Genomic DNA, 25,983 nt, shown 5'->3' with positions numbered 1-25,983 from the left:
TGGGGCGGCCCGGCGCTGCGCTCATCTGGCAACCTCCAACGGCGTCTGTTCCCCGGCCATCAGGTCGATGAAGACGTCTTCCAGATCGGCCTTGCGCATTTCGACATCCTCGACGTCGAGTCCCGCTTCACGGATGGCCGCCAGCAGTTGCTCGACCTCGTGCGCGTTCTGTGCCGGCAGTTGAACAATTCGGCCGGTGACGCGCGCATGCTGCGCGATCGACCAGGGCAGCATGTCGTCGGTCTTGAAGCGAAGGACGTTGCTCGCCGCCGAGCGCAGCAGCTCGCTCGTGCGGTCGAGCGCGATCACGCGGCCCAGCTTCAGCATCGCGATGCGATGGCACAGCGCCTCCGCCTCTTCCAGATAGTGCGTGGTGAGCAGCACCGTGCTGCCCTGCTTGTTGAGCTTGGCGACGAACTGCCAGAGAGTCTGCCGCAGCTCGACGTCGACGCCCGCGGTCGGCTCGTCGAGCACGATCACCGGCGGCTTGTGCACCAGCGCCTGCGCGACGAGCACGCGGCGCTTCATGCCGCCGGAGAGCTGCCGCATGTTGGCGCTCGCCTTGTCCGCCAGGCCCAGGCTGTGCAGGAGTTCGTCGATCCAGTCGTCGTTGTTGCTGATGCCGAAATAGCCGGACTGGATGCGCAAGGTCTCGCGCACGTTGAAGAACGGATCGAAGACCAGTTCCTGCGGCACGATGCCGAGCTGGCGGCGGGCCCGGCCATATTCGCGCTGAACGTCGAAGCCGTGCACCGCGATCGTGCCCGCGCTGGGACGCGAAAGGCCGGCGAGCATGCTGATCAGGGTGGTCTTCCCGGCGCCATTCGGGCCCAGAAGGCCGAAGAATTCGCCCTCCTCGATCTCGAAACTCACGTTGTCGACAGCGCGCAGGCCCGGTTTTCCCTGGGCCCGTTGCTGGCGCGATGGAGGATAGGTCTTCGAGACCGATTGAAACGAAATCGCAGGCATGGGAACCCACGATTTTACGGGGCAGACGCTTTTTCTATGGCGCGGCAGGTAAAAGGCCGGCCACGCCGTACAGCGATGCAAGCTCGCGCAGGCGCGACGGGAGCCCCTTCACTGCGAAGCCGCGCCCGAGCGCGGCGGACTCGCGCCGGCACTCGAGCAGCACCGCCAGCGCCGAGGAATCGAAGTGAGTGAGCGCCGTGGCGTCGACGACCGTTGCGCTGCCGGTCTGGCCGGCCAGCCCCCGCTGGAGCATGTACACACAGGCGGAGGCCTCGTCGTGGGTCAACTTCGGCGGCAGGACCAGCATGACCCGGTCAGCCCTTGGCGTTGGACTTGTTGCGCGCAGCGAGGGCTGAGATCAGGCCGTCGATGCCGCTGGTGTTGATCTGCTGCGCGAACTGGCTGCGGTAGGTATCGACCAGCCACACGCCAAGGACGTTGATGTTGTAGATCTTCCAGCCCTCCCCGTCACCAGGCGTCCTTTCGAGGCGGTAGTCGAGTTGCACCGGATCGCCGTTGCCGCGGACTTCGGTTCGGACGAGCACTTCCTTCTCGTCCGGAGATCCGCGGAAGGGCCGTACGCTGACGGTCTGATCGCTGACCTGGCTGAGCGCACCCGCGTAGGTGCGCACCAGGAGTGTCTTGAACTCTTCCTCGAGCCGCTTTTGCTGCTCCGGCGTCGCCTGGCGCCAGGCCGGACCCACTGCGGAAGCCGTCATGCGCTGGAAATTGACGTGCGGCATGATCTTGGAGTCGACCAGCGCCATGATCTTGTTGACGTCGCCGGCCTTGATGGACTTGTCGGCCTTGATGGTGTCGAGCACGTCGACGGAGATGCGCTTGACGAGCGCATCCGGCGTCTCGTCGGCAGCGTGCGCCGGGCGCACGAAGGCGACCGCAGCACCGGCCAGCAGCAGGCCGGCCAGCGCAAAACGCCCAAAGGTACGGCGTTGAAGAATCTGATTCATCTGGAATTTCCCTGTTTTTCAAGTCACAAGAACGCTCACGCGAGCGGTTGGAGACAACTTAGCCGTCGGGGTTCCTCCGGCAGGTAAGCCGCCGCAACCGAATGCAAGCGCGCGTGCGGCCTCATTTTTCTTCGTCGGGCAGGTTGCCTTCGTACACTTCGCTCCGACGACGCTGTAGGAAAGCATCGCGTGTGAACGTATACCGATCGAGCGCCGCGTCCTCGAGCAGCTGGCTGGCCCGCAGCAGGTTGGACCGCAGATCCACCAGCCGCAGCGCAATGAGTGAGTTGCGCACCGGAATGTTGTTGACGTAGCTGAGTGCATCACCCCGGAAGTCCAGCGGCAGCGCGGCCGTGTCGCGCAGGGTCGAGGGGCCGAGCAGCGGCAGCACCAGATACGGGCCGCTCGGAACGCCCCACCGGCCGAGCGTCTGACCGAAGTCCTCGCTGTGGCGGTCCAGGCCGGCCTCGGTGGCGATGTCGAGCAGGCCGCCCAGACCGAAGAAGGTGTTGACGTTCACGCGCGCGAAGGTCTGCGCGCTGTCCTGCAGCTTCAGCTGCAGGGCGCTGTTGACGAAGCTCCAGATGTCCGAGAGGTTGCCGAAGAAGTTGTTGACGCCCGTGCGCACTGGTGAGGGCAGCACGCGCTGGTAGATCGTGGCGACCGGACGCAGCACTGCGTCATCGACCGTGTCGTTGAAGCGCGCGACCTGCCGGTTCAGCGGCTCCAGCGGATCCGCCGGATTGGCGTTCGGGCCCGTAGCGCAACCCGTGACCAGCACGAGGGCGGCGACGGACGAGGCCGCGCGCGCGGCAGACACGCCGGCGAAACGCGCAGCGAAGGATGATCTTGGTTTCATTTCTTGTTGGCGTTGCCCTGCGGACTGCTGCCTCCCTCGGCTGCCTTGCTGTAGAGGAACTGTCCGATGAGGTTCTCGAGCACGACGGCAGACTGGGTTGCGGTGATGACGTCGCCCGGCTGCAGGTTCTTCTCGTCGGCGCCCGCCTCGATGCCGATGTACTGCTCGCCGAGCAGGCCGCTGGTCAGGATCTTGAGGGAGCTGTCCTTCGGAAAGCTGTAGCGGCTTTGCAGCGCCAGCGTGACGTTGGCCTGGAAGTTCTTGTCGTCGAACCCGATCGACTCGACGCGCCCGACCACGACGCCTGCGCTCTTGACCGCGGTCTGCGGCTTCAGGCCGCCGATGTTGTCGAAGCGGGCGGTCACCGCGTACGTCTTCTGGAAGTTCAGGCTCAGCAGATTTGCGGACTGGAGCGCGAGGAACAGCAGCGCCACGGCGCCGATCAGCACGAACAGGCCGACCCAGATGTCTTTGTTGGAACGTTGCATTTCTTGCACTCTCCTCTGATCGTTTCTCTAGATGCTGAACATCATGGCGGTCAGCATGAAGTCGAGGCCCAGCACCGCGAGCGACGCCACCACGACCGTGCGCGTCGTGGCGCGCGAGACGCCTTCGGGGGTCGGCTGCGATTCATAGCCTTCGAGCAGCGCAATGAACGTGACGGTCAGGCCGAAGACGACGCTCTTGACCACGCCGTTGCCCACGTCGCGCCACACATCGACGCCGCCCTGCATCTGCCCCCAGAACGCGCCGGGGTCGACGCCCAGCATCAGCACCCCGACCACATAGCCGCCCAGCACGCCCACCGCGCTGAAGACGGCGGCGAGCAGCGGCATGGTGATCACGCCACCCCAGAACCGCGGCGCCAGGATGCGCTGCACCGGATCGACCGCCATCATCTCCATCGCGCTCAGTTGCTCGCCGGCCTTCATCAGGCCGATCTCGGCGGTGAGCGAGGTGCCGGCGCGGCCGGCGAACAGCAGCGCCGCGACCACCGGGCCCAATTCGCGCACCAGACTCAGCGCCACCAGCAGGCCCAGCGCCTCCGACGATCCGTAGCGCTGCAGCGTGTAGTAGCCCTGCAGGCCGAGCACGAAGCCCACGAACAGGCCAGACACCGCGATGATCGCGAGCGAGTAGTTGCCGAGGAAGTGGATCTGGTCGCGCACCAGCCCGAAACGGCGGAAACTGCGCATGCCGCCGATGAAGAGGCGCAGGAACAGTCGCGCCCCCACGCCAAGGTCCGCGAGCTTGCTGCGCACGGCGAAGCCCACATCCGATGGCCGGTACCAGCTCATTGGCTAACCTCCGCGCAGCAGCGCTGCGGTATTCGCCTTGGGGCGGCCCGGCGGCTCATTGGAGTACCTTCGCGCAGCAGCGCTTCGGTATTCGCCTTCGGAGCGGCCGGGCGGCTCATGCCCGCCCTCCGTGGCTGTTGCCGAAGTCGTCCTCCACCGTCATGGCCGGATAGTGGAAATGAACCGGCCCTTCAGGCAGGGCATTGACGAACTGGTGCACCAGCGGATCGTCGCTGCGGCGCACGTCATCCGGGCGCCCCTGCGCCGCGATGCCGCCGTTGGCAAGGATGATCACGTGATCGGCGATGCGGAAGGTCTCTTCGAGATCGTGCGAGACGATGACGCTCGTCAACCCCAGCGTGTCGTTGAGTTGCCGGATCAGGCGCGCAGCGGTGCCCAGCGAGATCGGATCGAGGCCCGCGAAGGGCTCGTCGTACATGACCAGGTCCGGATCCAGCGCGATCGCACGCGCAAGCGCCACGCGGCGCGCCATGCCGCCCGAAACCTCGCTGGGCATCAGCTCGCGCGCACCGCGCAGGCCGACGGCGTCGAGCTTCATGAGTACGATGTCACGAACGAGCGATTCGGACAGGTTCGTGTGCTCGCGCAGCGGAAAGGCCACGTTGTCGAACACGCTCATGTCGGTGAAGAGCGCGCCGAACTGGAAAAGCATGCCCATGCGGCGCCGCGCCGCGTAGAGTCCCGCGGTATCGAGCTTGCCGACGTCCTGGCCGTTCACGAGCACCTCGCCGCGTTGCGCCCGAAGCTGGCCGCCGACGAGGCGCAGGACCGTGGTCTTGCCGCCGCCGGATGCGCCCATCAGCGCGGTGACCTTTCCGCGCGGGACGGCGAAGGAGACGTCATTGAGGATCGCGCGCGAGTCGTAGCCGAAGGCGACGTGACGGAACTCGACGAGCGATGAATCTGGTGTTGGGTCCATGGCAATGAAAAAGCCGGGGCGTCTTTCGACATCCCGGCTCGCGGTAACCCAATGATACGGGAAGCCTGCGCCCGGCCCCGCCGGCGCGCTTCCCGGGCGTACCACCCCAACAACAGCCTCAGCGCGGCAGATCGCTGAATCCCATCAGGAATTCATCCACCGAGCGCGCGGCCTGGCGGCCTTCGCGAATGGCCCAGACGACCAGCGACTGGCCGCGGCGGATGTCGCCGGCGGCGAACACCTTCGGCACGTTGGTCGCATAGCCGCCGATGAAATCGACGCTGGCACGGGCGTTGCCGCGCGCGTCCTTGTCGACGCCGAATGCATCCAGTACGCTCGCCACCGGGCTCACGAAGCCCATCGCGAGGAGCACGAAGTCCGCCTTGAGCACCTGCTCGCTGCCCGGGACTTCGACCATCTTGCCGTCCTTCCACTCGACGCGGACGGTCTTCAGGCCGGTGACCTTGCCCTTCTCGCCGATGAATTCCTTGGTCGAGATCGCGAATTCGCGCTCGCAGCCTTCTTCGTGGCTGGAGCTGGTCCTGAGCTTGTACGGCCAGTAGGGCCAGGTCAGCGGACGGTTCTCTTCCTCGGGCGGCTGCGGCAGCAGTTCGAACTGCGTGACGCTGGCCGCGCCATGGCGGTTGCTGGTGCCCACGCAGTCGGAGCCGGTGTCGCCGCCGCCGATGACGATCACGTGCTTGCCGTCGGCGCGCAGCTGGCCCTTGACCTTGTCGCCGGCATTGAGCTTGTTCTGCTGCGGCAGGAACTCCATCGCGAAATGGATGCCGTCGAGGTCGCGGCCCGGCACCGGCAGGTCGCGCGACTGCTCGGCGCCGCCGGTCAGCACGATGGCGTCGAACTCCTTCTGGAGCTCATCGGGCGTGACGGTCTCCTTGGACCAGTTCGTGACCTTGGAGCCCTTGCCGAGCGGATCCTTCGCGGCGCCGACCATCACGCCGGTGCGGAAGGTGACGCCCTCGGCCTTCATCTGCTCCACGCGGCGATCGATGTGCGACTTCTCCATCTTGAAGTCGGGGATGCCGTAGCGCAGCAGGCCGCCGATGCGATCGTTCTTCTCGAACAGCGTCACGTCATGGCCGACGCGCGCGAGCTGCTGGGCAGCCGCCATGCCGGCCGGGCCGGAACCGACCACCGCGACCTTCTTGCCGCTCTTGTGCTTCGCGGGCCGCGCTGCGACCCAGCCTTCGTCCCAGGCGCGATCGATGATCGCGTGCTCGATCGACTTGATGCCGACCGCGTCGTCGTTCACGTTGAGCACGCAGGCCGCCTCGCAGGGCGCGGGGCAGATGCGGCCGGTGAACTCCGGAAAGTTGTTGGTCGAATCGAGCACCGTGAAGGCGCTCTGCCAGTCGGCGCGATACACCAGATCGTTGAAATCCGGAATGACGTTGTTGACCGGGCAGCCGCTGTTGCAGAACGGCGTGCCGCAGTCCATGCAGCGCGCGCCCTGGACCTTGGCCTGGGCCTCGTCCAGGCCGACGACGAACTCCTTGTAGTGCCTGACCCGTTCCTCGACGGGCCGGTAGCCCTCCTCGATACGTTCATGCTCCATGAAGCCGGTGATCTTTCCCATCGTGATTCCTTAGTTCGCCCCCGTTGCTTGCTCACTTCGTGTAGCCGCCTCCCCCCATCCGGGGGCAGCACCAGCAGCCCGGCAAAGCCGGTTCCGCGGTGCTCCCCGCAGGGAGAGAAAGCGCCGACAGCAAGCTTGCACGGAGCGTGAAAGTGTTGTTGCTCGGGTTAAGCCGTGACTGGCTTGCTGACGGCCGCATGGGGCTCCATGCCCGCATGCGCGTTGTTGCCGCTGCTCGTGAGCTCGACCTCGCGGTCGTGCATCTCGGCCAGCGCCCGCTTGTATTCGTTGGGGAACACCTTCACGAACTTGGTGCGTGCGACCGCCCAGTTGTCCAGCAGCTCGCGCGCGCGCTTGCTGCCGGTCCAGCGGTGATGTTCCTCGAGCAGCTTCTTCAGGCGCGCTTCGTCGGTCTCGCCGTCGTGCCACACCTTGCGATGCACGCTCGCGGTCTGCTCGGCCGAGGTCAGGACCTTGTCGAGCGACACCATCGAGAGATTGCAGCGCGAGGCGAACTGGCCGTCCTCGTCATAGACGAAGGCGACGCCGCCGCTCATGCCGGCCGCGAAGTTGCGGCCGGTCTTGCCGAGCACCGCCACCGTGCCGCCGGTCATGTATTCGCAGCCATGGTCGCCGGTGCCTTCGACCACGGCCGTGGCGCCCGACAGACGCACCGCGAAGCGCTCGCCGGCCACGCCGCACAAGTAGGCTTCGCCGGTGGTCGCGCCGTAGAGCGCGGTGTTGCCGACGATGGTGTTGCGCGTCGCTTCGCCGCGGAAGTCCAGGCTCGGACGCACCACCACGCGGCCACCCGAGAGGCCCTTGCCGGTGTAGTCGTTGGCATCGCCGATCAGGTACAGCGTGATGCCGCGCGCCAGGAAGGCGCCGAAGGACTGGCCGCCCGTGCCCTCGAGCTGGATGCGGATCGAATCGTCCGGCAGGCCCTGCGGGTGCACCTTGGTGAGCGCGCCCGACAGCATCGCGCCGACCGAGCGGTTCACGTTGCGGGCGACCTCGATGAACTGCACCTTCTCGCCCTTGTCGATGGCGGGACGCGAACGCTCGATGAGCTTGTTGTCCAGGCTCTTCGCGAGACCGTGGTCCTGCTCCTCGACGTGGAAGCGCGGCACATCGGCCGGCACGTTCGGCTGCGCGAACAGGCGGCTGAAGTCGAGGCCGCGTGCCTTCCAGTGCTCGATGCCCTTGCGGGTGTCGAGCAGATCGGCGCGGCCGATGAGGTCGTCGAACTTGCGCACGCCGAGCTGCGCCATGATCTGGCGCACTTCCTCGGCGACGAAGAAGAAGTAGTTCACCACGTGCTCGGGCTTGCCCGAGAACTTCTTGCGCAGCACCGGGTCCTGCGTGGCCACGCCCACCGGGCAGGTGTTGAGGTGGCACTTGCGCATCATGATGCAGCCCTCGACGACCAGCGGCGCGGTCGCGAAGCCGAACTCGTCCGCGCCGAGCAGCGCGCCGATGGCGACGTCGCGGCCGGTCTTCATCTGGCCGTCGGCCTGCACGCGGATGCGGCCGCGCAGGCGGTTGAGCACCAGCGTCTGCTGGGTCTCGGCCAGGCCGATTTCCCACGGGCTGCCCGCGTGCTTGATCGACGACCAGGGCGAAGCGCCCGTGCCGCCATCATGGCCGGCGATCACGACGTGGTCGCTCTTGCACTTGGCGACGCCCGCGGCGATGGTGCCGACGCCCACTTCGCTCACCAGCTTGACGCTCACGCTCGCATGCGGCGCGACGTTCTTCAGGTCGTGGATCAGCTGGGCCAGGTCCTCGATCGAATAGATGTCGTGGTGCGGCGGCGGCGAGATCAGGCCGACGCCCGGCACCGAGTAGCGCAGCTGGCCGATGTACTGCGACACCTTGCCGCCCGGCAACTGGCCGCCTTCGCCGGGCTTCGCGCCCTGCGCCATCTTGATCTGGAGCTGGTCGGCCGATGCCAGGTATTCCGCCGTGACGCCGAAGCGGCCCGAGGCCACCTGCTTGATCTTGGAGCGCAGCGAATCACCTTCCTTGAGCGGCAGATCGACTTCGACGTTCGCGGTGCCGATCACGCTCTTGAGCGTGTCGCCCGTCTTGATCGGAATGCCCTTGAGCTCGTTGCGATAGCGCGCCGGGTCCTCGCCACCTTCGCCGGTGTTGCTCTTGCCGCCGATGCGGTTCATGGCCACGGCCAGCGTCGAGTGCGCTTCGGTGCTGATCGAGCCGAGCGACATGGCGCCGGTCGCGAAGCGCTTGACGATCTCGCTCGCGGGCTCGACCTCGTCCACCGGAATCGCCTTGGCCGGATCGAACTTGAACTCGAACAGGCCGCGCAGCGTGAGGTGGCGGCGGCTCTGGTCGTTGACGATCTGCGCGTATTCCTTGTAGGTGCCGAAGTTGTTCGCGCGCGTGCTGTGCTGCAGCTTGGCGATGGCGTCCGGCGTCCACATGTGCTCTTCGCCGCGCGTGCGCCAGGCGTATTCGCCGCCGGCGTCGAGCATGTGCGCGAGCACCGGGTCGTCGCTGAACGCCGCCTTGTGCATGCGGATCGCTTCCTCGGCGATGTCGAACACGCCGATGCCCTCGACCCGGCTCGCGGTGCCGGTGAAATACTTCTCGACCGTCTCGCTGTTGAGGCCGATGGCTTCGAACAGCTGCGCGCCGCAGTAGCTCATGTAGGTGCTGACACCCATCTTCGACATGATCTTCGACAGACCCTTGCCGATCGCCTTGACGTAGTTGTAGACAGCCTTCTCGGCGCTCAGGTCGCCCGAGAGGTCTTCGTGCATCGCGGCCAGCGTTTCCATCGCGAGGTACGGGTGCACCGCTTCCGCGCCGTACCCGGCCAGCACGCCGAAGTGATGCACTTCGCGCGCGGAGCCCGTCTCGACCACGAGGCCGGCGGTGGTGCGCAGGCCTTCACGCACCAGGTACTGGTGGATGGCCGACAGCGCGAGCAGCGCCGGAATCGCGATCTGCGCCGGGCCGACGTTGCGGTCGCTCACGATCAGGATGTTGTGGCCGAGCTTGATCGCGTCGACCGCTTCCGCGCACAGCGACGCGAGCTTGGCTTCGACGCCCTCTTCGCCCCACCCGAGCGGATAGGTGATGTCGAGCGTGTAGCTCTTGAACTTGCCCTGCGTGTACTTGCCGATGTCGCGCAGCTTCGCCATGTCGGCGAAGTCGAGGATCGGCTGGCTCACTTCGAGCCGCATCGGCGGGTTGACCTGGTTGATGTCCAGCAGGTTCGGCTTCGGGCCGATGAAGGACACCAGCGACATCACGATCGCCTCGCGGATCGGGTCGATCGGCGGGTTCGTCACCTGCGCGAACAGCTGCTTGAAGTAGTTGTAGAGCAGCTTGTTCTTGTTCGAGAGCACGGCCAGCGGGCTGTCGTTGCCCATGGAGCCGATGCCCTCCTCGCCTGCGGCGGCCATCGGGCTCATCAGGAACTTGATGTCTTCCTGCGTGTAGCCGAAGGCCTGCTGGCGGTCGAGCAGGCTGACAGGGCTGGCCAGGCGCTGCACCGGCTCGGCCTCGACGCTGTCGAGCTTGATGCGCAGGTTCTCGATCCACTGCTTGTAGGGCTTGCTGTTCGCGAGGGTGGCCTTGACTTCCTCGTCGTCGATCATGCGGCCCTGCTCGAGGTCGATCAGGAACATCTTGCCGGGCTGCAGGCGCCACTTGCGGACGATCTTCTGCTCGGGAACCGGCAGCACGCCCGATTCGGAACCCATGATGACGAGGTCGTCGTCGGTCACGCAGTAGCGCGAGGGGCGCAGGCCGTTGCGGTCGAGCGTGGCGCCGATCTGCCGGCCGTCGGTGAAGACGATCGAGGCCGGGCCGTCCCACGGCTCCAGCATCGCGGCGTGGTATTCGTAGAACGCGCGGCGGCGCGTGTCCATGGTGGCGTGCTGCTCCCACGGCTCGGGGATCATCATCATCACGGCCTGGCTGATCGGATAGCCGGCCATCGTGAGCAGCTCGAGGCAGTTGTCGAAGGTCGCGGTATCGGACTGGCCGGCGAAGCTGATCGGATAGAGCTTCTGCAGGTCGGCGCCCAACACCGGCGAGGACATCACGCCTTCGCGCGCCTTCATCCAGTTGTAGTTGCCCTTGACCGTGTTGATCTCGCCGTTGTGCGCGACGTAGCGGTACGGGTGGGCCAGCGGCCACTCGGGGAAGGTGTTGGTCGAGAAGCGCTGATGCACGAGGCCGAGCGCCGAGACGCAGCGCTTGTCCTGCAGGTCGAGGTAGTAGGTGCCGACCTGGTCGGCCAGCAGCAGGCCCTTGTAGACCACCGTGCGGCTCGACATGCTCGGAACGTAGTACTCCTTGCTGTGCTTGAGCTTCAGGCGCTGGATGTTGGCGCTCGCGGTCTTGCGGATCACGTAGAGCTTGCGCTCCAGCGCGTCCTGCACGATCACGTCGTTGCCGCGGCCGATGAAGATCTGGCGCAGCAGCGGCTCCTTGGCGCGCACCGTCGGCGACATCGGCATTTCGTGGTTCACCGGCACGTCGCGCCAGCCCAGGAGCACCTGGCCTTCGGCCTTGACGGCGCGCTCGAGTTCCTGCTCGCAGGCCTCGCGGGAGGCGTGCTCCTTCGGCAGGAAGATCATGCCGACGCCGTATTCGCCCGGGGGAGGAAGGGTGACGCCCTGCTTCGCCATCTCCTCGCGGTAGAGCAGATCGGGCAGCTGGATCAGGATGCCGGCGCCGTCGCCCATGAGTTTGTCAGCGCCTACTGCGCCGCGGTGGTCGAGATTCTCGAGAATCTTGAGCGCCTGGCCGACGATGGCGTGGCTTTTTTCGCCCTTGATGTGGGCCACGAAGCCGACACCGCAGGCGTCGTGTTCGTCAGCGGCGGAATAAAGACCGTGTTGTTGGAGATGCTCGATCTCGGCAGCCGTCGTCATGGCGTGCTCCTTCAGTTTTCGCAGGGAAACGGAGCATATTGCTTTGCACAAATAATGCCAAACGGTTTAATTGGGGTCAGATTGAAATTAAATCTCACCCCATTCGGTCAACATTTAAATGGGGACACATCAAAAACGATAGCAACAAGTCCTTTTCAGGCAAGGAAATTTTCGCCATCTAGCCGCCGTGCTTGCGATGAACGCGCGGGCGCCCCGGACGCGCCTTGTGCACGCGCCGCGCTGTGGTTTTTTGTAACGATTCGAGGAACTGGCTGTCTCCCACCGCCCAGCCGTGGAGAACGCCCTCGGTCAGCAGCGCCCGATCGGCGTCGGAAATGCCCGCGCGCACCAACTCAGCGTAGGCCGCTTCGCGCGCGAACGGCGTATTGCCGAGCGCCCAGTAGCGCGGATGCGGCGTCAGCAGCTTGTCATGGCGCAAGCCCGCGTAGTGGCCATAGCTCGACCACGGGTAGTCGCGGACATCGGCCACCAGCCCGGCGCGCACCGGATTGAGGTCCATGTAGACCATGCAGGGCAGCAGGTAGCGATCCGTCTGGATCAGGGTCGACTTGTAGCGCCCTTCCCAGAGCGTGCCGGTGCGGCCATGGCGGTCGTTGAAGTAGCGAACATAGCGGCGTCCGACGGCCTGCATCCACTGCGGCAGCGCGTCGACGGTCGAAGGGGTGGCGAGCAGATGGAAGTGGTTCTCCATCTGCACGTAGGCATGAAGCGCCACGCCGTGGCGTTGCGCGTTCTCGCCCAAGAGGGCCAGCATCGTTTCGTGGTCGACGCGGTCCACGAAGATCGGCTGGCGGTTGTTGCCATGCTGGATGATGTGGTGCGGCTGGTTGGCCAGCGTGAGGCGGGGCAGTCGGGCCATGGCGCAGGAAGCGGCGGGTCGCTCAGGACAGCCTGAAGCGCGTCTCCATCAGCGACTCGAGCCCGAACTGGGCGAGCAGCTCGCGCAGCCTCGCCGCGGCACTGGCTTTTCGCTGACCGGTGTGGCGGGCGATGATGAGCTCGTTCTTCAGGCTGTGCTCCCAGCCCACGAGTTCGGTGACGGTGACCTGGTAGCCGTTGGCCTCGAGATAGAGGCAGCGCAGCACGTTGGTGAGCTGGCTGCCGATCTCGCGCGTATGCAGCGGGTGCCGCCACAACTCGGCCAGCGGCGTGCGCGACAGCGCGAGCGCCTTGCTCTGGCGCAGGCAGGCGGCCACCTCGGCCTGGCAGCAGGGCACCAGCACCATGAAGCGCGCCCGCTTGGCAAGGCCGAAGGCGATGGCGTCGTCCGTGGCGGTGTCGCAGGCATGCAGGGCGGTGACCACGTCGATCCGCTCCGGCAGCTCGGCGGCGTCCGCGGATTCGGCCACGGTCAGGTTGAGGAACGACATGCGCTCGAAATGCAAGCGCTCGGCCAACGCCCGCGACTTGTCGACCAGATCGGCGCGCGTCTCGATCCCATACACATGCCCCCCGCTGCGCGCGCGGAAGAACAGGTCGTAGATGATGAATCCGAGATACGACTTGCCCGCGCCGTGGTCGGCCAGCGTTGCGCCGGCACCGTCCCCGGGCAGCTCCAGCAGCAGCTTCTCGATGAACTGGAAGAGGTGCAAGACCTGCTTGAGCTTGCGCCGCGAATCCTGGTTGAGCCGGCCTTCGCGCGTGAGGATGTGCAGTTCCTTGAGCAGCTCGACCGATTGCCCAGGGCGCAGTTCGCCCAGCACCTCGGCCTCGGCCTTCGCGGACTTGGCGAGCTTGCTCATCGCGCGGCTCCCGGACCGACGTCGAGCGCCGCCCATCCGTCGGCGCCCAGCGCCTCGAGCTTTTCCATGTTGCGCCCGAAGATCTCCTCGGCATCCGGAAAAGCTTCGACCGCACGGTCCAGGCTGTCCTCGCGCAGCAGATGCAGCGTGGGATACGGCGCGCGGTTGGTCGCGTTCGTGATGTCGTCCGCTTCGGTGCCGGCGAACTGGAAATGCGGGTGGAAGCTGGCCAACTGGAGTTCGCCCTCGAAACCTTCGCGCGCGAGCCGCCGTTCGGCCCGCCCGATGAAATCATTGAAATCGAAGAAGTCGGCCAAGGTATTGGGTGCGATCAGCAGAGTGGTGTCCCTTTCGGCGGCGCCGATGTGGTGGAGCGCCCGGGCCTCGGCGAGCAGGGCCTCGATCAACTCGGCGGCGTCGGATGGAAGGTACACCGCATAGTGGATCTGTCCACGGACGTGGACGGCTTTCGCGAACGGACACAGGTTGAGCCCGATCACGGCGCGCTCGAGCCAGCGGCGCGTGTCGGCTTCGGCCAGCTCGGCAGTCACGGTCGAGGGCTCGTTCATGATGCGGTCCCCGCTCGCGGGAGGGCCGGTGACAGCCGGCCGGCCAGCGCGATACCCACCATCGAGCAGGCGAGGGTCACGACCCAGGTCCATTCCCAGCCGCCCGCCCGATGCGCAATCCAGGCGACGAACGGCGGCGCGACGAACTGGCCGAGCGACGACGCCTGCTGCATGAGGCCGATCGTGGTCGAGACGGCCCCGGGCCCCGGCGCCAGCCGGACGCCCAGCATGAACAAGGTGGCGGGCACCATCCCCCCGGCGAGCGAGAACATGCACACGGCCAGGTAACGCAGCGCCGGCGGGAGGCCGAGCGCGCCCTCTGGCGCACCGATCTGCGCGAAGGCGGCGACGCTGCCGAGCGCCATCACGGCGAAGCCCCAGCGAAGCAGGCGGTCCGGCGCGACGCCGCGCTGCAGCAGTCGGCCGCCCGTCACGTTGCCGACGATGTTCGTCGCTGCCGCAAAGGCCGTCAGCGCGGCCGTCCAGCTGCCCGCAACGCCGGCATCGACATAGATGGCCGGCAGAAATCCGATCACCGCCATCCACTGCGACGAATAGACGCCGAATGCGAGCGCGAGCGTCCATGGGCCGCTGGCGCGAGCGGTCTCAAGCAGGCGTCTCTGCCATGCCTCGGCAGTTCCCTTCGGGGCCCGCGCGCGCACCTTGTCACTCGGCACGACCCATGCAACCCATGCAGCGGCTGTGAGGGACAAAAGGGCGACCGCCCACCACCAGCCCGGCCAGTCGAACCATGCAATGAACGCCGGTCCCGCGAGCAAGGCAAGGGCAACCCCCAAAGGCATGTACGCTCCCCAGAGCCCCATGGCGGCCTTCTCCGCATTCGGCGGCACCACGGTGCGGATCAGACCCGGCCCGGGCATTGCCGCGAGGAGGAAACCGAAGCCCTCGAGGGCGCGCAGCACGAGAAGCAGCGGCAACGCCTCGGCCTTGTCGTGCATCGACATGCCGACCAGGCCGCCCAGGAGGCTCGCAAGGGAAACGAGCACCAGCCCCGAAAGCATGCTCCGGCGCAGGCCGATCGTGTCCGCAGCCAGGCCGACGAAGATGCCCAGGGCCATGCCCGCGAGCTGCACCAGCGAGAGCAGGAAGCCCGCTTCGACCAGGCCGATCCCGAGTCCGGACTGGAGGGCCGGCACCGCCGGCGGCAGCTTGCCGATGTGCAGTGCCGCCGCAACCCCAGCAGTCACGACGGCCAGAGCGGCGCCGGGCACATGGACGCCGGTGTGGGTGCCGCTTTTCATTCGATCCACCGCCGTCCGGTCAGGCGCTCGTATTCACGGATCGCGAAACGATCGGTCATCCCTGCAATATAGTCCGCCACCGCGCGCTGCCGGTCGGTGCGCTGCGCGTAGCGTTCGGGCATCTGCACCGCGTCGGCGAGGTAGGCATCGAACAGGGCGCGGACCACGTCCTTCGCCTGGTCGGTCGTTGCCATGACCCGCGGGTGCCGGTACAGGTTGCGAAACAGGAAGCGCTTGAGCTCGGACGATTCCCGGCGCATGGTGTCGCTGAACAGGACGAGCGGCTGCGCCTTCCGCACCGCCTCCGCATCGGAAGGCGCGGCGGACCGGATCGCCGCCGACGTGGCGTCGATCACGTCGTACACCTGCGCGCTGAGCATGCGCCGGATCGCTTCATAGAGCACCCGCCTTCCGTGAAGCGCCGGGTATTCGGCCAGCACCTCCCTTCGGTAGCGCTCGAACAGGCCGAGCTCGCCCAAGAGCTCGATATCGAGCAGCCCCGACCTGACGCCGTCGTCGATGTCGTGTGCGTTGTAGGCGATCTCGTCGGCGAGGTTGCACAGCTGCGCCTCCAGGCTGGGCTGCGTGCGATCGCAGAACCGGCGCGCCACACCGCCCGGCTCCGCCGCCTCGAGGCGCTCGGCGTTCGCGCGGGAGCAGTGCTTGAGGATGCCCTCGCGGGTCTCGAAGCAGAGGTTGAGCCCGTCGTACCGGGGGTAGCGGTGCTCGAGTTCATCCACCACCCGCAGGCTCTGCAGGTTGTGCTCGAAGCCGCCGTGGTCCTGCATGCAGGCGTCGAGCGCATCCTGGCCAGCATGGCCGAACGGCGTGTGCCCGAGATCGTGCGCGAGCGCGATCGCCTCGACCAGATCCTCGTTCAGCCGCAGCGCCCGCGCGATCGAGCGGCCCAGCTGCGCCACCTCGAGCGAATGCGTCAGCCGGGTCCGGAACAGATCGCCCTCGTGATTGAGGAACACCTGCGTCTTGTAGACCAGGCGCCGGAACGCGGTCGAGTGCACGATGCGATCGCGATCGCGCTGGAACGCGTCGCGCGTGGGAGCCGGCGTTTCGGCATGCCTGCGCCCGCGCGACAGCGACGCATGGCTGGCGTAAGGCGCAAGACGCATCCGCGCCGCTCAGCCCGCGCAGCACTGCGCGAGCACCTCGCGCACCATCGCTTCGGGCGCACTGCGCATCACGGCCGAGCCTGGCTTGTCGATGACGACGAAGCGGATCTCGCCGGCTTCGGACTTCTTGTCGATGCGCATCAGTTCCAGATAGCGGTCCGCGCCCAGCGCGGGCCCGATGACCGGCAAGCCGGCCCGCCGGATCAATGCGGTGAGCCGCTGCACGAAGGCTTCGTCGACCCCGCCGAGGCGCTGCGACAGGTGGGCGGCCATGACCATGCCGCAGCCCACCGCCTCGCCGTGCAGCCATTCGCCGTAGCCCAGGCCCGATTCGATCGCATGCCCGAAGGTATGGCCGAAATTGAGAATCGCGCGCAGGCCCGTCTCCCGCTCGTCCTGCCCCACGACTTCGGCTTTGATCTCGCAGCTGCGCTTGACGGCGTGCGCGAGCGCCGAAGCATCGCGCGCGACCAGCGCATCGATGTTCGCTTCGATCCAGTCCAGGAATGCCATGTCATGGATCGGGCCGTACTTGATGACCTCCGCCAGCCCGGCACTGAGTTCGCGCGGCGGCAGCGTCGCCAGCGTGGAGAGATCGCACAGCACCAGCCGGGGCTGGTAGAACGCGCCGATCATGTTCTTGCCGAGCGGGTGATTGATGGCCGTCTTGCCGCCGACGGACGAATCGACTTGCGCCAGCAAGGTCGTCGGCACCTGCACGAACGGCACGCCGCGCATGTAGCTCGCGGCGGCAAAACCCGTCATGTCCCCGACGACGCCGCCGCCGAGCGCGAACAGCACCGTCTTGCGGTCGCAGCCGTGGCCGAGCAAGGCATCGAAGATCAGGTTCAGGGTCTGCCACTCCTTGAACGCTTCGCCGTCCGGCAGTTCGAGCACGTGCACGGCGCGGAATCGCTTCGCGAGCGCCGCCCGCAAGGTCTCGGCGTAAAGCGGTGCAACGGTGGTATTCGTGACGATCAGTGCAGTCGCGGCAGTCGGCAGCGCCGCGAAACTGCCCGGCTCGCCGACGAGGCCGCTGCCGATCAGGATCGGGTAACTCCGGTCGCCGAGCTGGATCTCGACGCTTTCAGGTGGGGCGGACAATGGCATGCCCCGAGTTTAGGTGCATGCCGAAACACGCTCTTTCAGTCGGGAAGATCGCTGTCAGGCGGCGGCGATGCGATGCCCGCGAGTTCGAGCTGCATCACGATGATGTTGACCAGCGTCGCCACCGTCGGACGCCCGGTTTCGACCACGTCGTGCGCGGTTTCGCGATACAGGGGATCTCGCGCGCCGTAGAGCTCGCGCAAGCGCCCGAGCGGATCCGCCACCTGGAGCAGCGGACGCTTGACATCGTGCCTAAGCCGCCGGAACAGGTCTTCCGGCGCCGAGCGAAGGTAGATCACGTGAAAGCCCGAACGCAGGGCGGCCCGGTTGGCCTGCCGCAGAACGGCGCCTCCGCCGGTCGCTACGATGCCGTGAGGTGCCGCCGCGAGTTCGGCAATCACTGCTTGTTCGAGATCGCGGAAGCGCTCCTCCCCTTCCCGCTCGAAAAAGTCGCGGATCGAGCAGCCGATCCGTTCCTCGATCACGTGATCGCTATCGATGAACGGAACCTGGAGGCGTTGCGCGAGGCGCCGGCCCACTGCAGATTTGCCGGCGCCGGGCAATCCGACGAGTGCGACCGCCACGCGGTGCTGCGAACACCGCGCGTCAACGCGCGGCGTTACGGTCGGTAATCATCTTCGGGGTGATAAAGACGAGCATTTCAGTCTTGTTGGCAACGCGATTGCGCGTACGGAACAGTGCGCCGAGGTAGGGCACTTCACCCAGGACCGGTATGCGCGATTCGTCGTTGGTTTCGGTGAGCTCGAAGATACCACCAATGACGACCGTGCCGCCGTTCTCGACCAGGACCTCGGTCTGCACGTGCTTCGTGTTGATCGCGAAGCCCGCGGTGGTGGCCTGGCCCACCGTGTCCTTGTTGACGTCCAGGGACAGGATGATGTTGCCTTCGGGCGTGATCTGGGGCGTGACCTCGAGCTTGAGGTTGGCCTTGCGGAAGGCGATCGAGGTCGCACCGCTCGAAGTCGCAACCTGATACGGCAGTTCCGTACCCTGTTCGATCAGCGCCTTGGTCTGGTCAGCCGTCACCACCCGCGGGCTCGACACCACCTTGCCCCTGCCGTCGGCTTCGAGGGCCGAGATTTCGAGGTTCAGGATGCGGGAGAGGCTGGAATTGAAGAGCGAGATCGCGAAAGTGCCGGGTGCGTTGCCGTTGCCGGAGACGCCCGTCGACGGCAGATTGACGAAGTTGCTGGCCGTGACCGTCTGGGTGATGGTTGCCGGGGTCGTCGCCGTCGCGGGCGTGATGACCGGCGCCGGCCCGATCGCGTTGTTGTGGTTCAGCGCGCCGCCGCCGAGGCGCACACCCAGCGACTTGCCGAAAGTATCCGTTGCTTCGACGATCCGCGCCTCGATCAAGACTTGACGCACCGGCACGTCGAGCTTCTGGATCAGCTCCGCCACTTGCGCCAGCCGCGACGGAATGTCGGACACGAAGATCTGATTGGTCCGCGCTTCGGCCAGCACGCTGCCGCGCGGGCTCAGGATGCGGGTCGTGGTGCCCGCACCGCCGCCGGCGCCGCCGCCTGCGGCGCCCGTACCGGTCAGACCCTGGGCAATCGTCACGGCCTTCGTGTAGTTGAGCTGGAAGGACTGCGTGCGCAGCGGCTCCAGGTTCTGGATGGCGTTCTCAGCCTCGAACTGCAGCTTTTCCTTGGCGTTGATCTCGTCCTTCGGCGCAATCCAGAGGACGCTGCCGTTCTTGCGCATGCCGAGGTTCTTGGCCTGCAGGATGATGTCCAGCGCCTGGTCCCATGGCACGTCCTTCAGACGGAGGGTCAATGCGCCGGTGACCGAATCGGAGGTCACGATGTTGAAGTTCGTGAAGTCGGCGATCACCTGGAGCAGCGAACGGACTTCGATGTTCTGGAAGTTCAGCGACAGCTTTTCGCCGCTGTAGCCCACACCCTGGGTCAGCTTGGTCGGATCGACCTTGCGCGGCCGGACCTCGACGACGAACTGGTTTTCGCTCTGATAGGCGCTGTGCTCCCACTCGCCCTTGGGCTCGATGGTCATGCGCACGCGGTCGCCCACCTGCTGGGTCGTCACCATCTGAACCGGCGTGCCGAAGTCAGCCACGTCGAGCCGGCGGCGCAGGCCTTCCGGCAGCGTCGACTTGGTGAACTCGACGACGAGGTTCTTGCCCTGCTGGCGGATGTCGACGCCGACCTGGTTGTTGGCCAGATCGACGATCACGCGACCGGTGTTGTCGGACCCGAGACGGAAATCCACGTCCTTCAACGGCAGCATGTCGCGATTGCGGTTCTCCGCGAACGCACCCTGCGCGGACTGGGCGAGCGCAGCGCCGGGCACGGGCTCCAGCGCGACCAGGAGGGACTTTCCTTGAATCTCGGTCTTGTACGCAGTCGCCTGCTTGAGGTTCAGCACGAGGCGCGTTCGTTCGCCGGCCTGGACCACATTGATCGAGCGCAGATTGCCTTGGTTGACGTCGATGGAAGAACGACCGATCGCGTTCGTCACACCGGGAAAATCGAGCGCGACACGCGCCGGGGTCTGGATCGCGAACCCGGTGGGCGGTGCAGCAAGCGGCTGCGTGAAGTCGATCCGGACGACCTCCGAGCCCGACTGCATCGAGCTCGTGACCGACTCGATGGCGTTCTGGGCATGCACGACGGCAGCGGCACTGAACGCCAGCACAGCCGCACCCGCGGCGCGCAGCCAGTGCGCGAGCATCGATTTTCGTTGATTCATTTCGTCCTCTCTTGCAACTGCAGCGTCGCCACGCGTTCGATCCATTCACCGGCGGCGTCCTGCACGATTTCACGCAAGGCGAGTTCGGTTTCGGTGATACGGGTGATCTTCCCGTAGTTGAGTCCCAGGTAGTTGCCCACCTTCACTTGATAGAGCAGCTTGTCGACGCTGATCAGGGCCACCGGCTGTCCGTTGCGATTCAGGCTGCCCACCATCGCCATCGCGTCGAGCGGGAAGGCCTCGAGCGCCTCCTTGCGGCGAGTCAGCTCGGGCGCGATCAGGCCGGAGGTGCTGGGCTGGTTCGAATCGCGGCGCAGGGCCTGCGTCAGCTTCTGCATGTTGAACGGCTCGATCGCACCGGCCTCGGTGTAGGGCTGCGGCGTGAACTTCTTGGGTTCGGCGATCGGCGGCACGTTCGGCTTGACCTGCGCACGCTGCTCGGTCATCCAGGTTCGCAGTTCGTCCTGATCCGAGCCGAAGCAACCGGTCAGCCCCACGACGGCGGCACAGAGCCCCAGAAATCCGAGCGTTCTCATTTCTTCTTCGCCGCCGCTGCCGCCGCGCGCCTTTGCATGTCCTGCTCTTGCTCGTCCAGATAACGGTAGGTCCGCGCGGTGGCGTCCATCACGAGCGCCCCATCCTTGGCCGGCGTCACGGCGAGATTGTTCAAGGTCACGATGCGCGACAGGTTCGCGACGTCCGCGACGAAGGCGCCCATGTCGTGATAGCGGCCGGTCACGCGCACCGCGATCGGGAGCTCGGCGTAGTAGTCCTTGACCGAGACCTGTCCGGGCCGGAACAGCTCGAACTGCAGGCTGCGACCGAGTCCGGCCTGGTTGATGTCCGACAGCAGCGCATCCATTTCAGCCTTGCTCGGGAGCTGCTTTTCGAGCAGCGTGACGTACTGCTGGACTTGCTCGCGCTGCTTCTTCAGCAACTCGAGATTGGCCGCCTGGGCGACCTTCTTCTGATAGTCCGCCTTGAGCGTGACCTCCTTCGCGCGAGCGGCTTCCAGCTCGTCGTTCGAATTGGTGAGCCAGACGAACCAGAGCGCCACGACCACCGCGGCGGCGACAGCGACGCACAGCGCATAGCGCGGAATGGCCGGCCAGGCCGAAGGATCGTTCGGGTTGAGGCCCTGGAATTGCGCGCCGAAGCTGCGCAGCGCGGCCCCGACGTCGATCTTGGGAGAGCGTTTGGTTGCCATGATGGACGCTTACCCCTTGGCTGCCGGCGCAGGCGCGCCAGCCGGCTTCTGAGCGTCGGTGGGCCGCTTCAGGCCGATGCGCATCGTGAAGTTGGCAACGCGGCGCTGATCGCGGGGACTCAGGTTGATGTTGGTCGACGTGATCTCGACCAGTTCCGGCTTCACCAGCCACGGACTGTTGTTGCCGAGATTGCGCAGCAGCTCGGACACGCGCTCATTGGACTGCGCCATGCCCTGCAGCGTGACCGTCTGGTTCTCCTGCTTCATGTTGGTGAGGTAGACGCCGTCGGGCAACTGGCGCACGAGCTCGTTCAGCAGGTGCACCGGCATGTTGCGGTCGCCCTGGAGGTCTTCCACGGCCTGCTGGCGCGCGCGCAGGGCGGCGATCTCGGCCTGCAGTGTCGAGATTTCCTTGATCTCGGCATCCAGCTTGGTGATCGCCGACTGCAGGATGCCGTTCTTCTCCTGCTGGTTGGAGATTTGCGCCTGGAACCACAGATAGGCGGCGCCGGCGATCAGCAGACCGGCGACCGCGGCCAGGCCCAGGGTGGCGAAGAAGGTCTCGCGACGGCGCTTGCGCGCCGCCTCGCGGTGGGGGAGAAGGTTGATGAGGATCACTGCAGGAACCTCCGCATCGCGAGGCCGCAGGACGTCAGGTAGGACGGGGCCTCGCGACGCACTTTCTTCTCGCGAATGCTGCTGCCGATTTCCATGCCATCGAACGGGTTCACGAGCGAACACGCGAACGAGGTCTGGCGCGTGACGGCACTGGTCAGGCCGGGCAGCGATGCGGAGCCTCCGGCCAGCAGCACGTAATCGACGCGGTTGTGCGGCGTGCTCGTGAAGAAGAACTGGAGCGCGCGGGCAATTTCCTGCGCGATGCTCGCCACGAACGGCTTGAGCACGCCGGCGGCGTAGTCCTCGGGCAGGTCGCCACTGCGCTTCTTGGCCTCCGCCTCCTCGGCGGAGAAGCCGTACTGGCGAACGATGAGCTGCGTGAGCTGCGCGCCGCCGAAAGCCTGGTCGCGGTCGTACAGGACTTCCTGGTTTCGCAGCACCTGCATGCTGGTGGTGAATGCACCCACTTCAAACAATGCCACGACGGCATCGCGCCCCTGGCCGGGCAGCTGCTCGATCAAGCGCGCGGTCGCGAGACGCGATGCATAGGATTCGACATCGAGGATCACGGCCTTCAGCCCCGACGCTTCGGCAAGGCCTTGACGATCCTGCACCTTCTCCTTGCGCGAAGCGGCGATCAGGACTTCGACATCGCCCGCGGAGGCCGCGCTCTGCCCCATCACGCAGAAATCGAGGCTCACCTCGTCGAGCGAAAAGGGAATGTACTGGTTGGCTTCGGACTCGACCTGGATCTCGAGTTCCTGCTCGCTCATGCCACCGGGCAGAACGATCTTCTTGGTGATGACGGCGGATGGCGGCAGGGCCAGCGCAACGTTCTTGGTCCGGGTGCCGCTCTTGCGCACCACGCGGCGCACGGCCTCGGCCACCTCGTCGAACTTCTCCACGTTGCCGTCGGTGATCCATCCACGCTCCAGCGGCTCGATGGCGCAGCGCTCGAGCACCAGCTTGCCGCTGGCATCGCGGCCGAGTTCGACAAGCTTGACGCTGGAAGAACTGACGTCCAGCCCGAGCAAAGGCGCGGGCTGACGGCGAAACAACGATCCCAGGTCAATCAAGTTCGATCCCATCCGTTTGTAACGATTGGAAAAATTTGCGTGTGGTTGCATGCTAGCAGCAAGGCGCAATGCCAACCAAGTGCCGAATCCCGACTCCAGCGCCAATCGTTGTCAAAAGTCGACGTAACAGTTCCCGTCTGCAACTTTCGTCACAAATAAGAGTACTTGGGTCCTAACTGCTACGAACCGGGCCTCTGCGAGGACCGCTTTTTTATAATGCTCGCAGACTCCGACCGCCTCAATGCCCGAAACATCCCGAACCAAAGGGCCTGCAAAAGCCCCTCCTCCAAAACGCGCGACGTGGCTGACATGGGTGATGCGGATCCTGCTGTGGGCCTTGGGGATCGCAGCGGCCGGCGCCGTCGCCATCGTGTGCATCATCGCCGTCGCGCTCGCAGTGGCCTATCCCAATCTTCCCGATATTTCGGAGCTGTCGGACTATCGGCCGAAGCTGCCGCTGCGCGTCTTCTCGTCCGAGGGAATATTGATCGGGGAATTCGGCGAAGAGCGGCGAAATCTGACGCCGATTTCCACCGTTCCCAAAGTCATGAAGGACGCAGTGCTCGCCGCCGAAGACGCGCGCTTCTATGACCATGGCGGCATCGACTACAAGGGAATGCTGCGCGCCGGAATCGCGAACTTGAATCGCGTCAAGAGCCAGGGCGCGTCGACCATCACGATGCAGGTAGCGCGAAATGTCTATCTGAGCTCCGAAAAAACGCTGACGCGCAAGGTTTATGAAGTTCTTCTGACCTTCAAGCTGGAACACCTTCTGACGAAGGACCAGATCCTCGAGATCTATGTGAACCAGATCTATCTCGGCAATCGGGCCTATGGATTCGCGGCGGCATCCGAAGCCTATTTCGGCAAGCCGCTCCAGGACATCACGATCGCGCAGGCGGCGATGCTGGCCGGTCTGCCGAAAGCGCCGGGCGCCAACAACCCCGTGAACAACCCCGCGCGTGCACGGGCGCGGCAGCTCTATGTGATCGACCGCATGCAGGAAGCCGGCTTCATCACGGCGGAGCAGGCGGCGGAAGCAAAGAAGGAAGACCTGCACCTGCGCGACGCCGCCGACCCGTCGCGGCTGCACGCCGAATACGTCGCCGAGACGGTTCGCCAACTGATGTACGCACAGTACGGCGACAGCACGTACACGCGCGGCCTCAAGGTCTACACGACGCTGGTTGCCGCCGATCAGGCCGCAGCGTATCGAGCGCTTCGCAAGGGCATCATGGACTACGAGCGCCGCCAGATCTACCGCGGCCCCGAGAAGTTCGTCGATCTGCCCAATAACCCCAAGGAACTCGACGAGGCCGTGGACGACGCACTCGCCGAGCATCCCGACAATGGCGACGTGATGTCGGCGGTGGTGCTCAAGGCCAATGCGAAGGAGATCAATGCGGTCCGCGCCAACGGCGACGCTGTCCAGATCGTCGGAGACGGCCTGAAGCCTGCCCAGTCCGGCCTCTCGGACAAGGCCGCGCCCAACATCAGGATCCGCCGCGGTGCCGTCATCCGCGTGGTCAAGACACCGAAGGACACCTGGGAAATCACGCAGTTGCCCGAAGTGGAAGGCGCATTCGTCGCCGTCGACCCGCGCGATGGCGCGGTCAAGGCCATGGTCGGCGGCTTCGACTTCGACAAGAACAAGTTCAACCACGTGACGCAGGCGTGGCGCCAGCCGGGCTCGAGCTTCAAGCCCTTCATCTATTCCGCCGCGCTCGAGAAGGGATTCACGCCCAGCACGGTAATCAATGACGCGCCACTGTTCTTCGACGCCGGCACCACCGGTGGCCAGCCCTGGGAGCCGAAGAACTATGACGGCTTGTTCGAAGGCCCGATGCCGATGCGGCGCGCGCTGATGAAGTCCAAGAACATGGTGTCGATCCGCATCCTGCAATCGATCGGTACTCGCTACGCGCAGGACTGGATCACCAACTTCGGCTTCGAGCGCGAGAAGCATCCTGCCTATCTCCCGATGGCGCTCGGCGCGGGCTCGGTCACGCCGATGCAGATGGTGACGGCCTATTCGGTGTTCGCCAACGGCGGCTATCGCCTGAACCCCTATCTCGTGACGCGCGTGACCGACCACAAGGACAAGGTCCTGGTCGACAGGCAGCCGCCTCTGCTCAACGAGTCGATGCGTGCGATCCCACAGCGCAATGCGTTCATCATGGACAGCCTGCTGCAATCGGTGGCGAGCGGCGGCACGGCAGCCAAGGCACAGGCGACGCTCAAGCGCACCGATATCTACGGCAAGACCGGCACCACGAACGAGTCGATGGACGCCTGGTTCGCCGGATTCCAGCCGACGATGACCGCGGTCGCGTGGATCGGCTACGACACGCCGCGCAAGCTCGGCGACAAGGAGACCGGCGGTGGCTTGGCCCTGCCGATCTGGATCACCTACATGGAAACGGCGATCAAGGGCATTCCGGTGGCCGAGGTGCCCGCGCCTGCCGGCGTGGTGAATGTCGGCGGTGAGTGGTACTACGACGACTACGCACCGGGCCGCGGCGTCGCGAGCCTGGGTGTCGAGGGCGGCCCGACGCCGCCGGCCGAGGCGATCTCGGCGCCCCCGATCGGTGCGCCGCCGGCGCCCGAGGAACGCAGCAAGATCCTCGACCTGTTCCGGAACTGATCAGCCGGCGGAGAAGGTCAGCGGCTGGCCCGCCTGCAAGGTCGCTTCGCGCGTCAGGTTGCCGAAGAATTCCTCGCGGGTCTTGGTGTCGACCCAGGCACTGCCGTCATGGCGGTAGTGGTAGCCGCCGGAGCGCGCCGCCAGCCAGATCTCGTGCAGCGGCTTCTGCAGGTTGACGATCAACTGGCTGCCGTTGCGGAAGGTGATCGTGATCATTCCTCCCACGCGCTGGTTGTCGATGTCGGCATCGGTCGCATCGTTGATGCGATCGCAACTGCGTTCGATCGCGGCCAGCGCGGCCTCGGCCTGGTCCATGTATTCGGGGTCGGTCATTACAAT

At 65.8% G+C, this 25,983-nt stretch carries 23 protein-coding genes; 1 reads left to right on the top strand and 22 read right to left on the bottom strand.

Features of this window, described 5'->3' with window-relative positions; all coding sequences use genetic code 11:
* Window positions 1-21: 21 nt before the first annotated feature.
* The 21 genes from VAR608DRAFT_RS21320 to VAR608DRAFT_RS21220 form a co-directional block, all read right to left on the bottom strand.
* A complete protein-coding gene (locus VAR608DRAFT_RS21320) occupies window positions 22-969 on the bottom strand; it encodes an ABC transporter ATP-binding protein (protein WP_088955874.1) in 948 nt (315 codons plus the stop codon).
* A gap of 34 nt (window positions 970-1,003) precedes the next feature.
* On the bottom strand, window positions 1,004-1,276 hold the full coding sequence (locus tag VAR608DRAFT_RS21315) for an STAS domain-containing protein (RefSeq protein ID WP_088955873.1): 273 nt from the start codon (window positions 1,274-1,276) through the stop codon (window positions 1,004-1,006).
* A 7-nt stretch (window positions 1,277-1,283) separates the two neighbouring features.
* Window positions 1,284-1,937, bottom strand: coding sequence for an MlaC/ttg2D family ABC transporter substrate-binding protein (locus VAR608DRAFT_RS21310; protein WP_088955872.1), 654 nt, complete (start codon window positions 1,935-1,937; stop codon window positions 1,284-1,286).
* A gap of 121 nt (window positions 1,938-2,058) precedes the next feature.
* A complete protein-coding gene (locus VAR608DRAFT_RS21305; RefSeq protein WP_088955871.1) occupies window positions 2,059-2,796 on the bottom strand; it encodes an MlaA family lipoprotein in 738 nt (245 codons plus the stop codon).
* On the bottom strand, window positions 2,793-3,284 hold the full coding sequence (gene mlaD, locus VAR608DRAFT_RS21300; protein ID WP_088955870.1) for an outer membrane lipid asymmetry maintenance protein MlaD: 492 nt from the start codon (window positions 3,282-3,284) through the stop codon (window positions 2,793-2,795). The genes VAR608DRAFT_RS21305 and mlaD overlap by 4 nt, the downstream gene beginning before the upstream one ends.
* 27 nt (window positions 3,285-3,311) lie before the next feature.
* A complete protein-coding gene (gene mlaE, locus VAR608DRAFT_RS21295) occupies window positions 3,312-4,094 on the bottom strand; it encodes a lipid asymmetry maintenance ABC transporter permease subunit MlaE (protein ID WP_088955869.1) in 783 nt (260 codons plus the stop codon).
* Between the two features lie 115 nt (window positions 4,095-4,209).
* Window positions 4,210-5,034: an ABC transporter ATP-binding protein gene (locus VAR608DRAFT_RS21290; RefSeq protein ID WP_088955868.1), complete on the bottom strand. Its 825-nt coding sequence runs from the start codon at window positions 5,032-5,034 to the stop codon at window positions 4,210-4,212.
* Between the two features lie 118 nt (window positions 5,035-5,152).
* Window positions 5,153-6,631 carry a glutamate synthase subunit beta gene (locus VAR608DRAFT_RS21285; RefSeq protein ID WP_088955867.1) on the bottom strand — a complete coding sequence of 493 codons (1,479 nt, stop codon included), beginning with the start codon at window positions 6,629-6,631 and terminating at the stop codon, window positions 5,153-5,155.
* Between the two features lie 167 nt (window positions 6,632-6,798).
* Complete coding sequence (locus VAR608DRAFT_RS21280) at window positions 6,799-11,541, bottom strand: glutamate synthase-related protein (protein WP_088955866.1); 4,743 nt, start codon at window positions 11,539-11,541, stop codon at window positions 6,799-6,801.
* A 178-nt stretch (window positions 11,542-11,719) separates the two neighbouring features.
* Window positions 11,720-12,421, bottom strand: coding sequence for a transposase (locus tag VAR608DRAFT_RS21275; RefSeq protein WP_088955865.1), 702 nt, complete (start codon window positions 12,419-12,421; stop codon window positions 11,720-11,722).
* Window positions 12,422-12,443: 22 nt separating this feature from the next.
* Window positions 12,444-13,304: a class I SAM-dependent methyltransferase gene (locus VAR608DRAFT_RS21270; RefSeq protein WP_231972913.1), complete on the bottom strand. Its 861-nt coding sequence runs from the start codon at window positions 13,302-13,304 to the stop codon at window positions 12,444-12,446.
* Window positions 13,301-13,873, bottom strand: a complete 573-nt coding sequence (locus VAR608DRAFT_RS21265; RefSeq protein WP_088955863.1) for a DUF1415 domain-containing protein — start codon at window positions 13,871-13,873, stop codon at window positions 13,301-13,303. Before VAR608DRAFT_RS21265 ends, VAR608DRAFT_RS21270 begins: the two co-directional genes overlap by 4 nt.
* The gene (locus VAR608DRAFT_RS21260) at window positions 13,870-15,135 is read right to left on the bottom strand and encodes an MFS transporter (protein ID WP_088955862.1); all 1,266 of its coding nucleotides are present in this window, start codon (window positions 15,133-15,135) and stop codon (window positions 13,870-13,872) included. The genes VAR608DRAFT_RS21265 and VAR608DRAFT_RS21260 overlap by 4 nt, the downstream gene beginning before the upstream one ends.
* Entirely contained in the window at window positions 15,132-16,262 is a 1,131-nt protein-coding gene (locus tag VAR608DRAFT_RS21255; protein ID WP_088955861.1) for a deoxyguanosinetriphosphate triphosphohydrolase, read from the bottom strand. Before VAR608DRAFT_RS21255 ends, VAR608DRAFT_RS21260 begins: the two co-directional genes overlap by 4 nt.
* Before the next feature lie 9 nt (window positions 16,263-16,271).
* The gene (gene aroB, locus VAR608DRAFT_RS21250) at window positions 16,272-17,372 is read right to left on the bottom strand and encodes a 3-dehydroquinate synthase (RefSeq protein WP_088955860.1); all 1,101 of its coding nucleotides are present in this window, start codon (window positions 17,370-17,372) and stop codon (window positions 16,272-16,274) included.
* 35 nt (window positions 17,373-17,407) lie between these two features.
* Window positions 17,408-17,953: a shikimate kinase gene (locus VAR608DRAFT_RS21245; RefSeq protein WP_088955859.1), complete on the bottom strand. Its 546-nt coding sequence runs from the start codon at window positions 17,951-17,953 to the stop codon at window positions 17,408-17,410.
* Window positions 17,954-17,975: 22 nt separating this feature from the next.
* Window positions 17,976-20,099, bottom strand: coding sequence for a type IV pilus secretin PilQ (gene pilQ / locus VAR608DRAFT_RS21240; protein WP_088955858.1), 2,124 nt, complete (start codon window positions 20,097-20,099; stop codon window positions 17,976-17,978).
* A complete protein-coding gene (locus VAR608DRAFT_RS21235; protein WP_088955857.1) occupies window positions 20,096-20,635 on the bottom strand; it encodes a pilus assembly protein PilP in 540 nt (179 codons plus the stop codon). The genes pilQ and VAR608DRAFT_RS21235 overlap by 4 nt, the downstream gene beginning before the upstream one ends.
* Window positions 20,632-21,306: a type 4a pilus biogenesis protein PilO gene (locus tag VAR608DRAFT_RS21230; protein WP_088955856.1), complete on the bottom strand. Its 675-nt coding sequence runs from the start codon at window positions 21,304-21,306 to the stop codon at window positions 20,632-20,634. Before VAR608DRAFT_RS21230 ends, VAR608DRAFT_RS21235 begins: the two co-directional genes overlap by 4 nt.
* A gap of 9 nt (window positions 21,307-21,315) precedes the next feature.
* Entirely contained in the window at window positions 21,316-21,924 is a 609-nt protein-coding gene (locus tag VAR608DRAFT_RS21225; protein ID WP_088955855.1) for a PilN domain-containing protein, read from the bottom strand.
* Entirely contained in the window at window positions 21,921-23,000 is a 1,080-nt protein-coding gene (locus VAR608DRAFT_RS21220; protein WP_088958897.1) for a pilus assembly protein PilM, read from the bottom strand. The genes VAR608DRAFT_RS21225 and VAR608DRAFT_RS21220 overlap by 4 nt, the downstream gene beginning before the upstream one ends.
* Before the next feature lie 241 nt (window positions 23,001-23,241).
* Here VAR608DRAFT_RS21220 and VAR608DRAFT_RS21215 point away from each other — a divergent pair, with 241 nt between their 5' ends.
* Complete coding sequence (locus VAR608DRAFT_RS21215) at window positions 23,242-25,644, top strand: penicillin-binding protein 1A (protein ID WP_088955854.1); 2,403 nt, start codon at window positions 23,242-23,244, stop codon at window positions 25,642-25,644.
* Here VAR608DRAFT_RS21215 and cyaY read toward each other — a convergent pair whose 3' ends face one another.
* Window positions 25,645-25,977 (bottom strand): iron donor protein CyaY, encoded by a 333-nt coding sequence (cyaY, locus tag VAR608DRAFT_RS21210; protein WP_088955853.1) that lies wholly within the window; start codon window positions 25,975-25,977, stop codon window positions 25,645-25,647.
* Window positions 25,978-25,983 lie beyond the last annotated feature (6 nt).

This window comes from Variovorax sp. HW608, assembly GCF_900090195.1.
Classification (GTDB): domain Bacteria; phylum Pseudomonadota; class Gammaproteobacteria; order Burkholderiales; family Burkholderiaceae_C; genus Variovorax.
The sequence above is the reverse complement of the archived record's forward strand: the minus strand, read 5'-3'. Positions and strand labels throughout refer to the sequence as shown.

Excerpts from the sequence above, each read along its gene's own strand:
- VAR608DRAFT_RS21320 (WP_088955874.1), bottom strand. The coding sequence starts at position 969 with ATGCCTGCGATTTCGTTTCAATCGGTCTCGAAGACCTATCCTCCATCG.
- VAR608DRAFT_RS21315 (WP_088955873.1), bottom strand. The coding sequence starts at position 1,276 with ATGCTGGTCCTGCCGCCGAAGTTGACCCACGACGAGGCCTCCGCCTGT.
- VAR608DRAFT_RS21310 (WP_088955872.1), bottom strand. The coding sequence starts at position 1,937 with ATGAATCAGATTCTTCAACGCCGTACCTTTGGGCGTTTTGCGCTGGCC.
- VAR608DRAFT_RS21305 (WP_088955871.1), bottom strand. The coding sequence starts at position 2,796 with ATGAAACCAAGATCATCCTTCGCTGCGCGTTTCGCCGGCGTGTCTGCC.
- mlaD (WP_088955870.1), bottom strand. The coding sequence starts at position 3,284 with ATGCAACGTTCCAACAAAGACATCTGGGTCGGCCTGTTCGTGCTGATC.
- mlaE (WP_088955869.1), bottom strand. The coding sequence starts at position 4,094 with ATGAGCTGGTACCGGCCATCGGATGTGGGCTTCGCCGTGCGCAGCAAG.
- VAR608DRAFT_RS21290 (WP_088955868.1), bottom strand. The coding sequence starts at position 5,034 with ATGGACCCAACACCAGATTCATCGCTCGTCGAGTTCCGTCACGTCGCC.
- VAR608DRAFT_RS21285 (WP_088955867.1), bottom strand. The coding sequence starts at position 6,631 with ATGGGAAAGATCACCGGCTTCATGGAGCATGAACGTATCGAGGAGGGC.
- VAR608DRAFT_RS21280 (WP_088955866.1), bottom strand. The coding sequence starts at position 11,541 with ATGACGACGGCTGCCGAGATCGAGCATCTCCAACAACACGGTCTTTAT.
- VAR608DRAFT_RS21275 (WP_088955865.1), bottom strand. The coding sequence starts at position 12,421 with ATGGCCCGACTGCCCCGCCTCACGCTGGCCAACCAGCCGCACCACATC.
- VAR608DRAFT_RS21270 (WP_231972913.1), bottom strand. The coding sequence starts at position 13,304 with ATGAGCAAGCTCGCCAAGTCCGCGAAGGCCGAGGCCGAGGTGCTGGGC.
- VAR608DRAFT_RS21265 (WP_088955863.1), bottom strand. The coding sequence starts at position 13,873 with ATGAACGAGCCCTCGACCGTGACTGCCGAGCTGGCCGAAGCCGACACG.
- VAR608DRAFT_RS21260 (WP_088955862.1), bottom strand. The coding sequence starts at position 15,135 with ATGAAAAGCGGCACCCACACCGGCGTCCATGTGCCCGGCGCCGCTCTG.
- VAR608DRAFT_RS21255 (WP_088955861.1), bottom strand. The coding sequence starts at position 16,262 with ATGCGTCTTGCGCCTTACGCCAGCCATGCGTCGCTGTCGCGCGGGCGC.
- aroB (WP_088955860.1), bottom strand. The coding sequence starts at position 17,372 with ATGCCATTGTCCGCCCCACCTGAAAGCGTCGAGATCCAGCTCGGCGAC.
- pilQ (WP_088955858.1), bottom strand. The coding sequence starts at position 20,099 with ATGAATCAACGAAAATCGATGCTCGCGCACTGGCTGCGCGCCGCGGGT.
- VAR608DRAFT_RS21235 (WP_088955857.1), bottom strand. The coding sequence starts at position 20,635 with ATGAGAACGCTCGGATTTCTGGGGCTCTGTGCCGCCGTCGTGGGGCTG.
- VAR608DRAFT_RS21230 (WP_088955856.1), bottom strand. The coding sequence starts at position 21,306 with ATGGCAACCAAACGCTCTCCCAAGATCGACGTCGGGGCCGCGCTGCGC.
- VAR608DRAFT_RS21215 (WP_088955854.1), top strand. The coding sequence starts at position 23,242 with ATGCCCGAAACATCCCGAACCAAAGGGCCTGCAAAAGCCCCTCCTCCA.
- cyaY (WP_088955853.1), bottom strand. The coding sequence starts at position 25,977 with ATGACCGACCCCGAATACATGGACCAGGCCGAGGCCGCGCTGGCCGCG.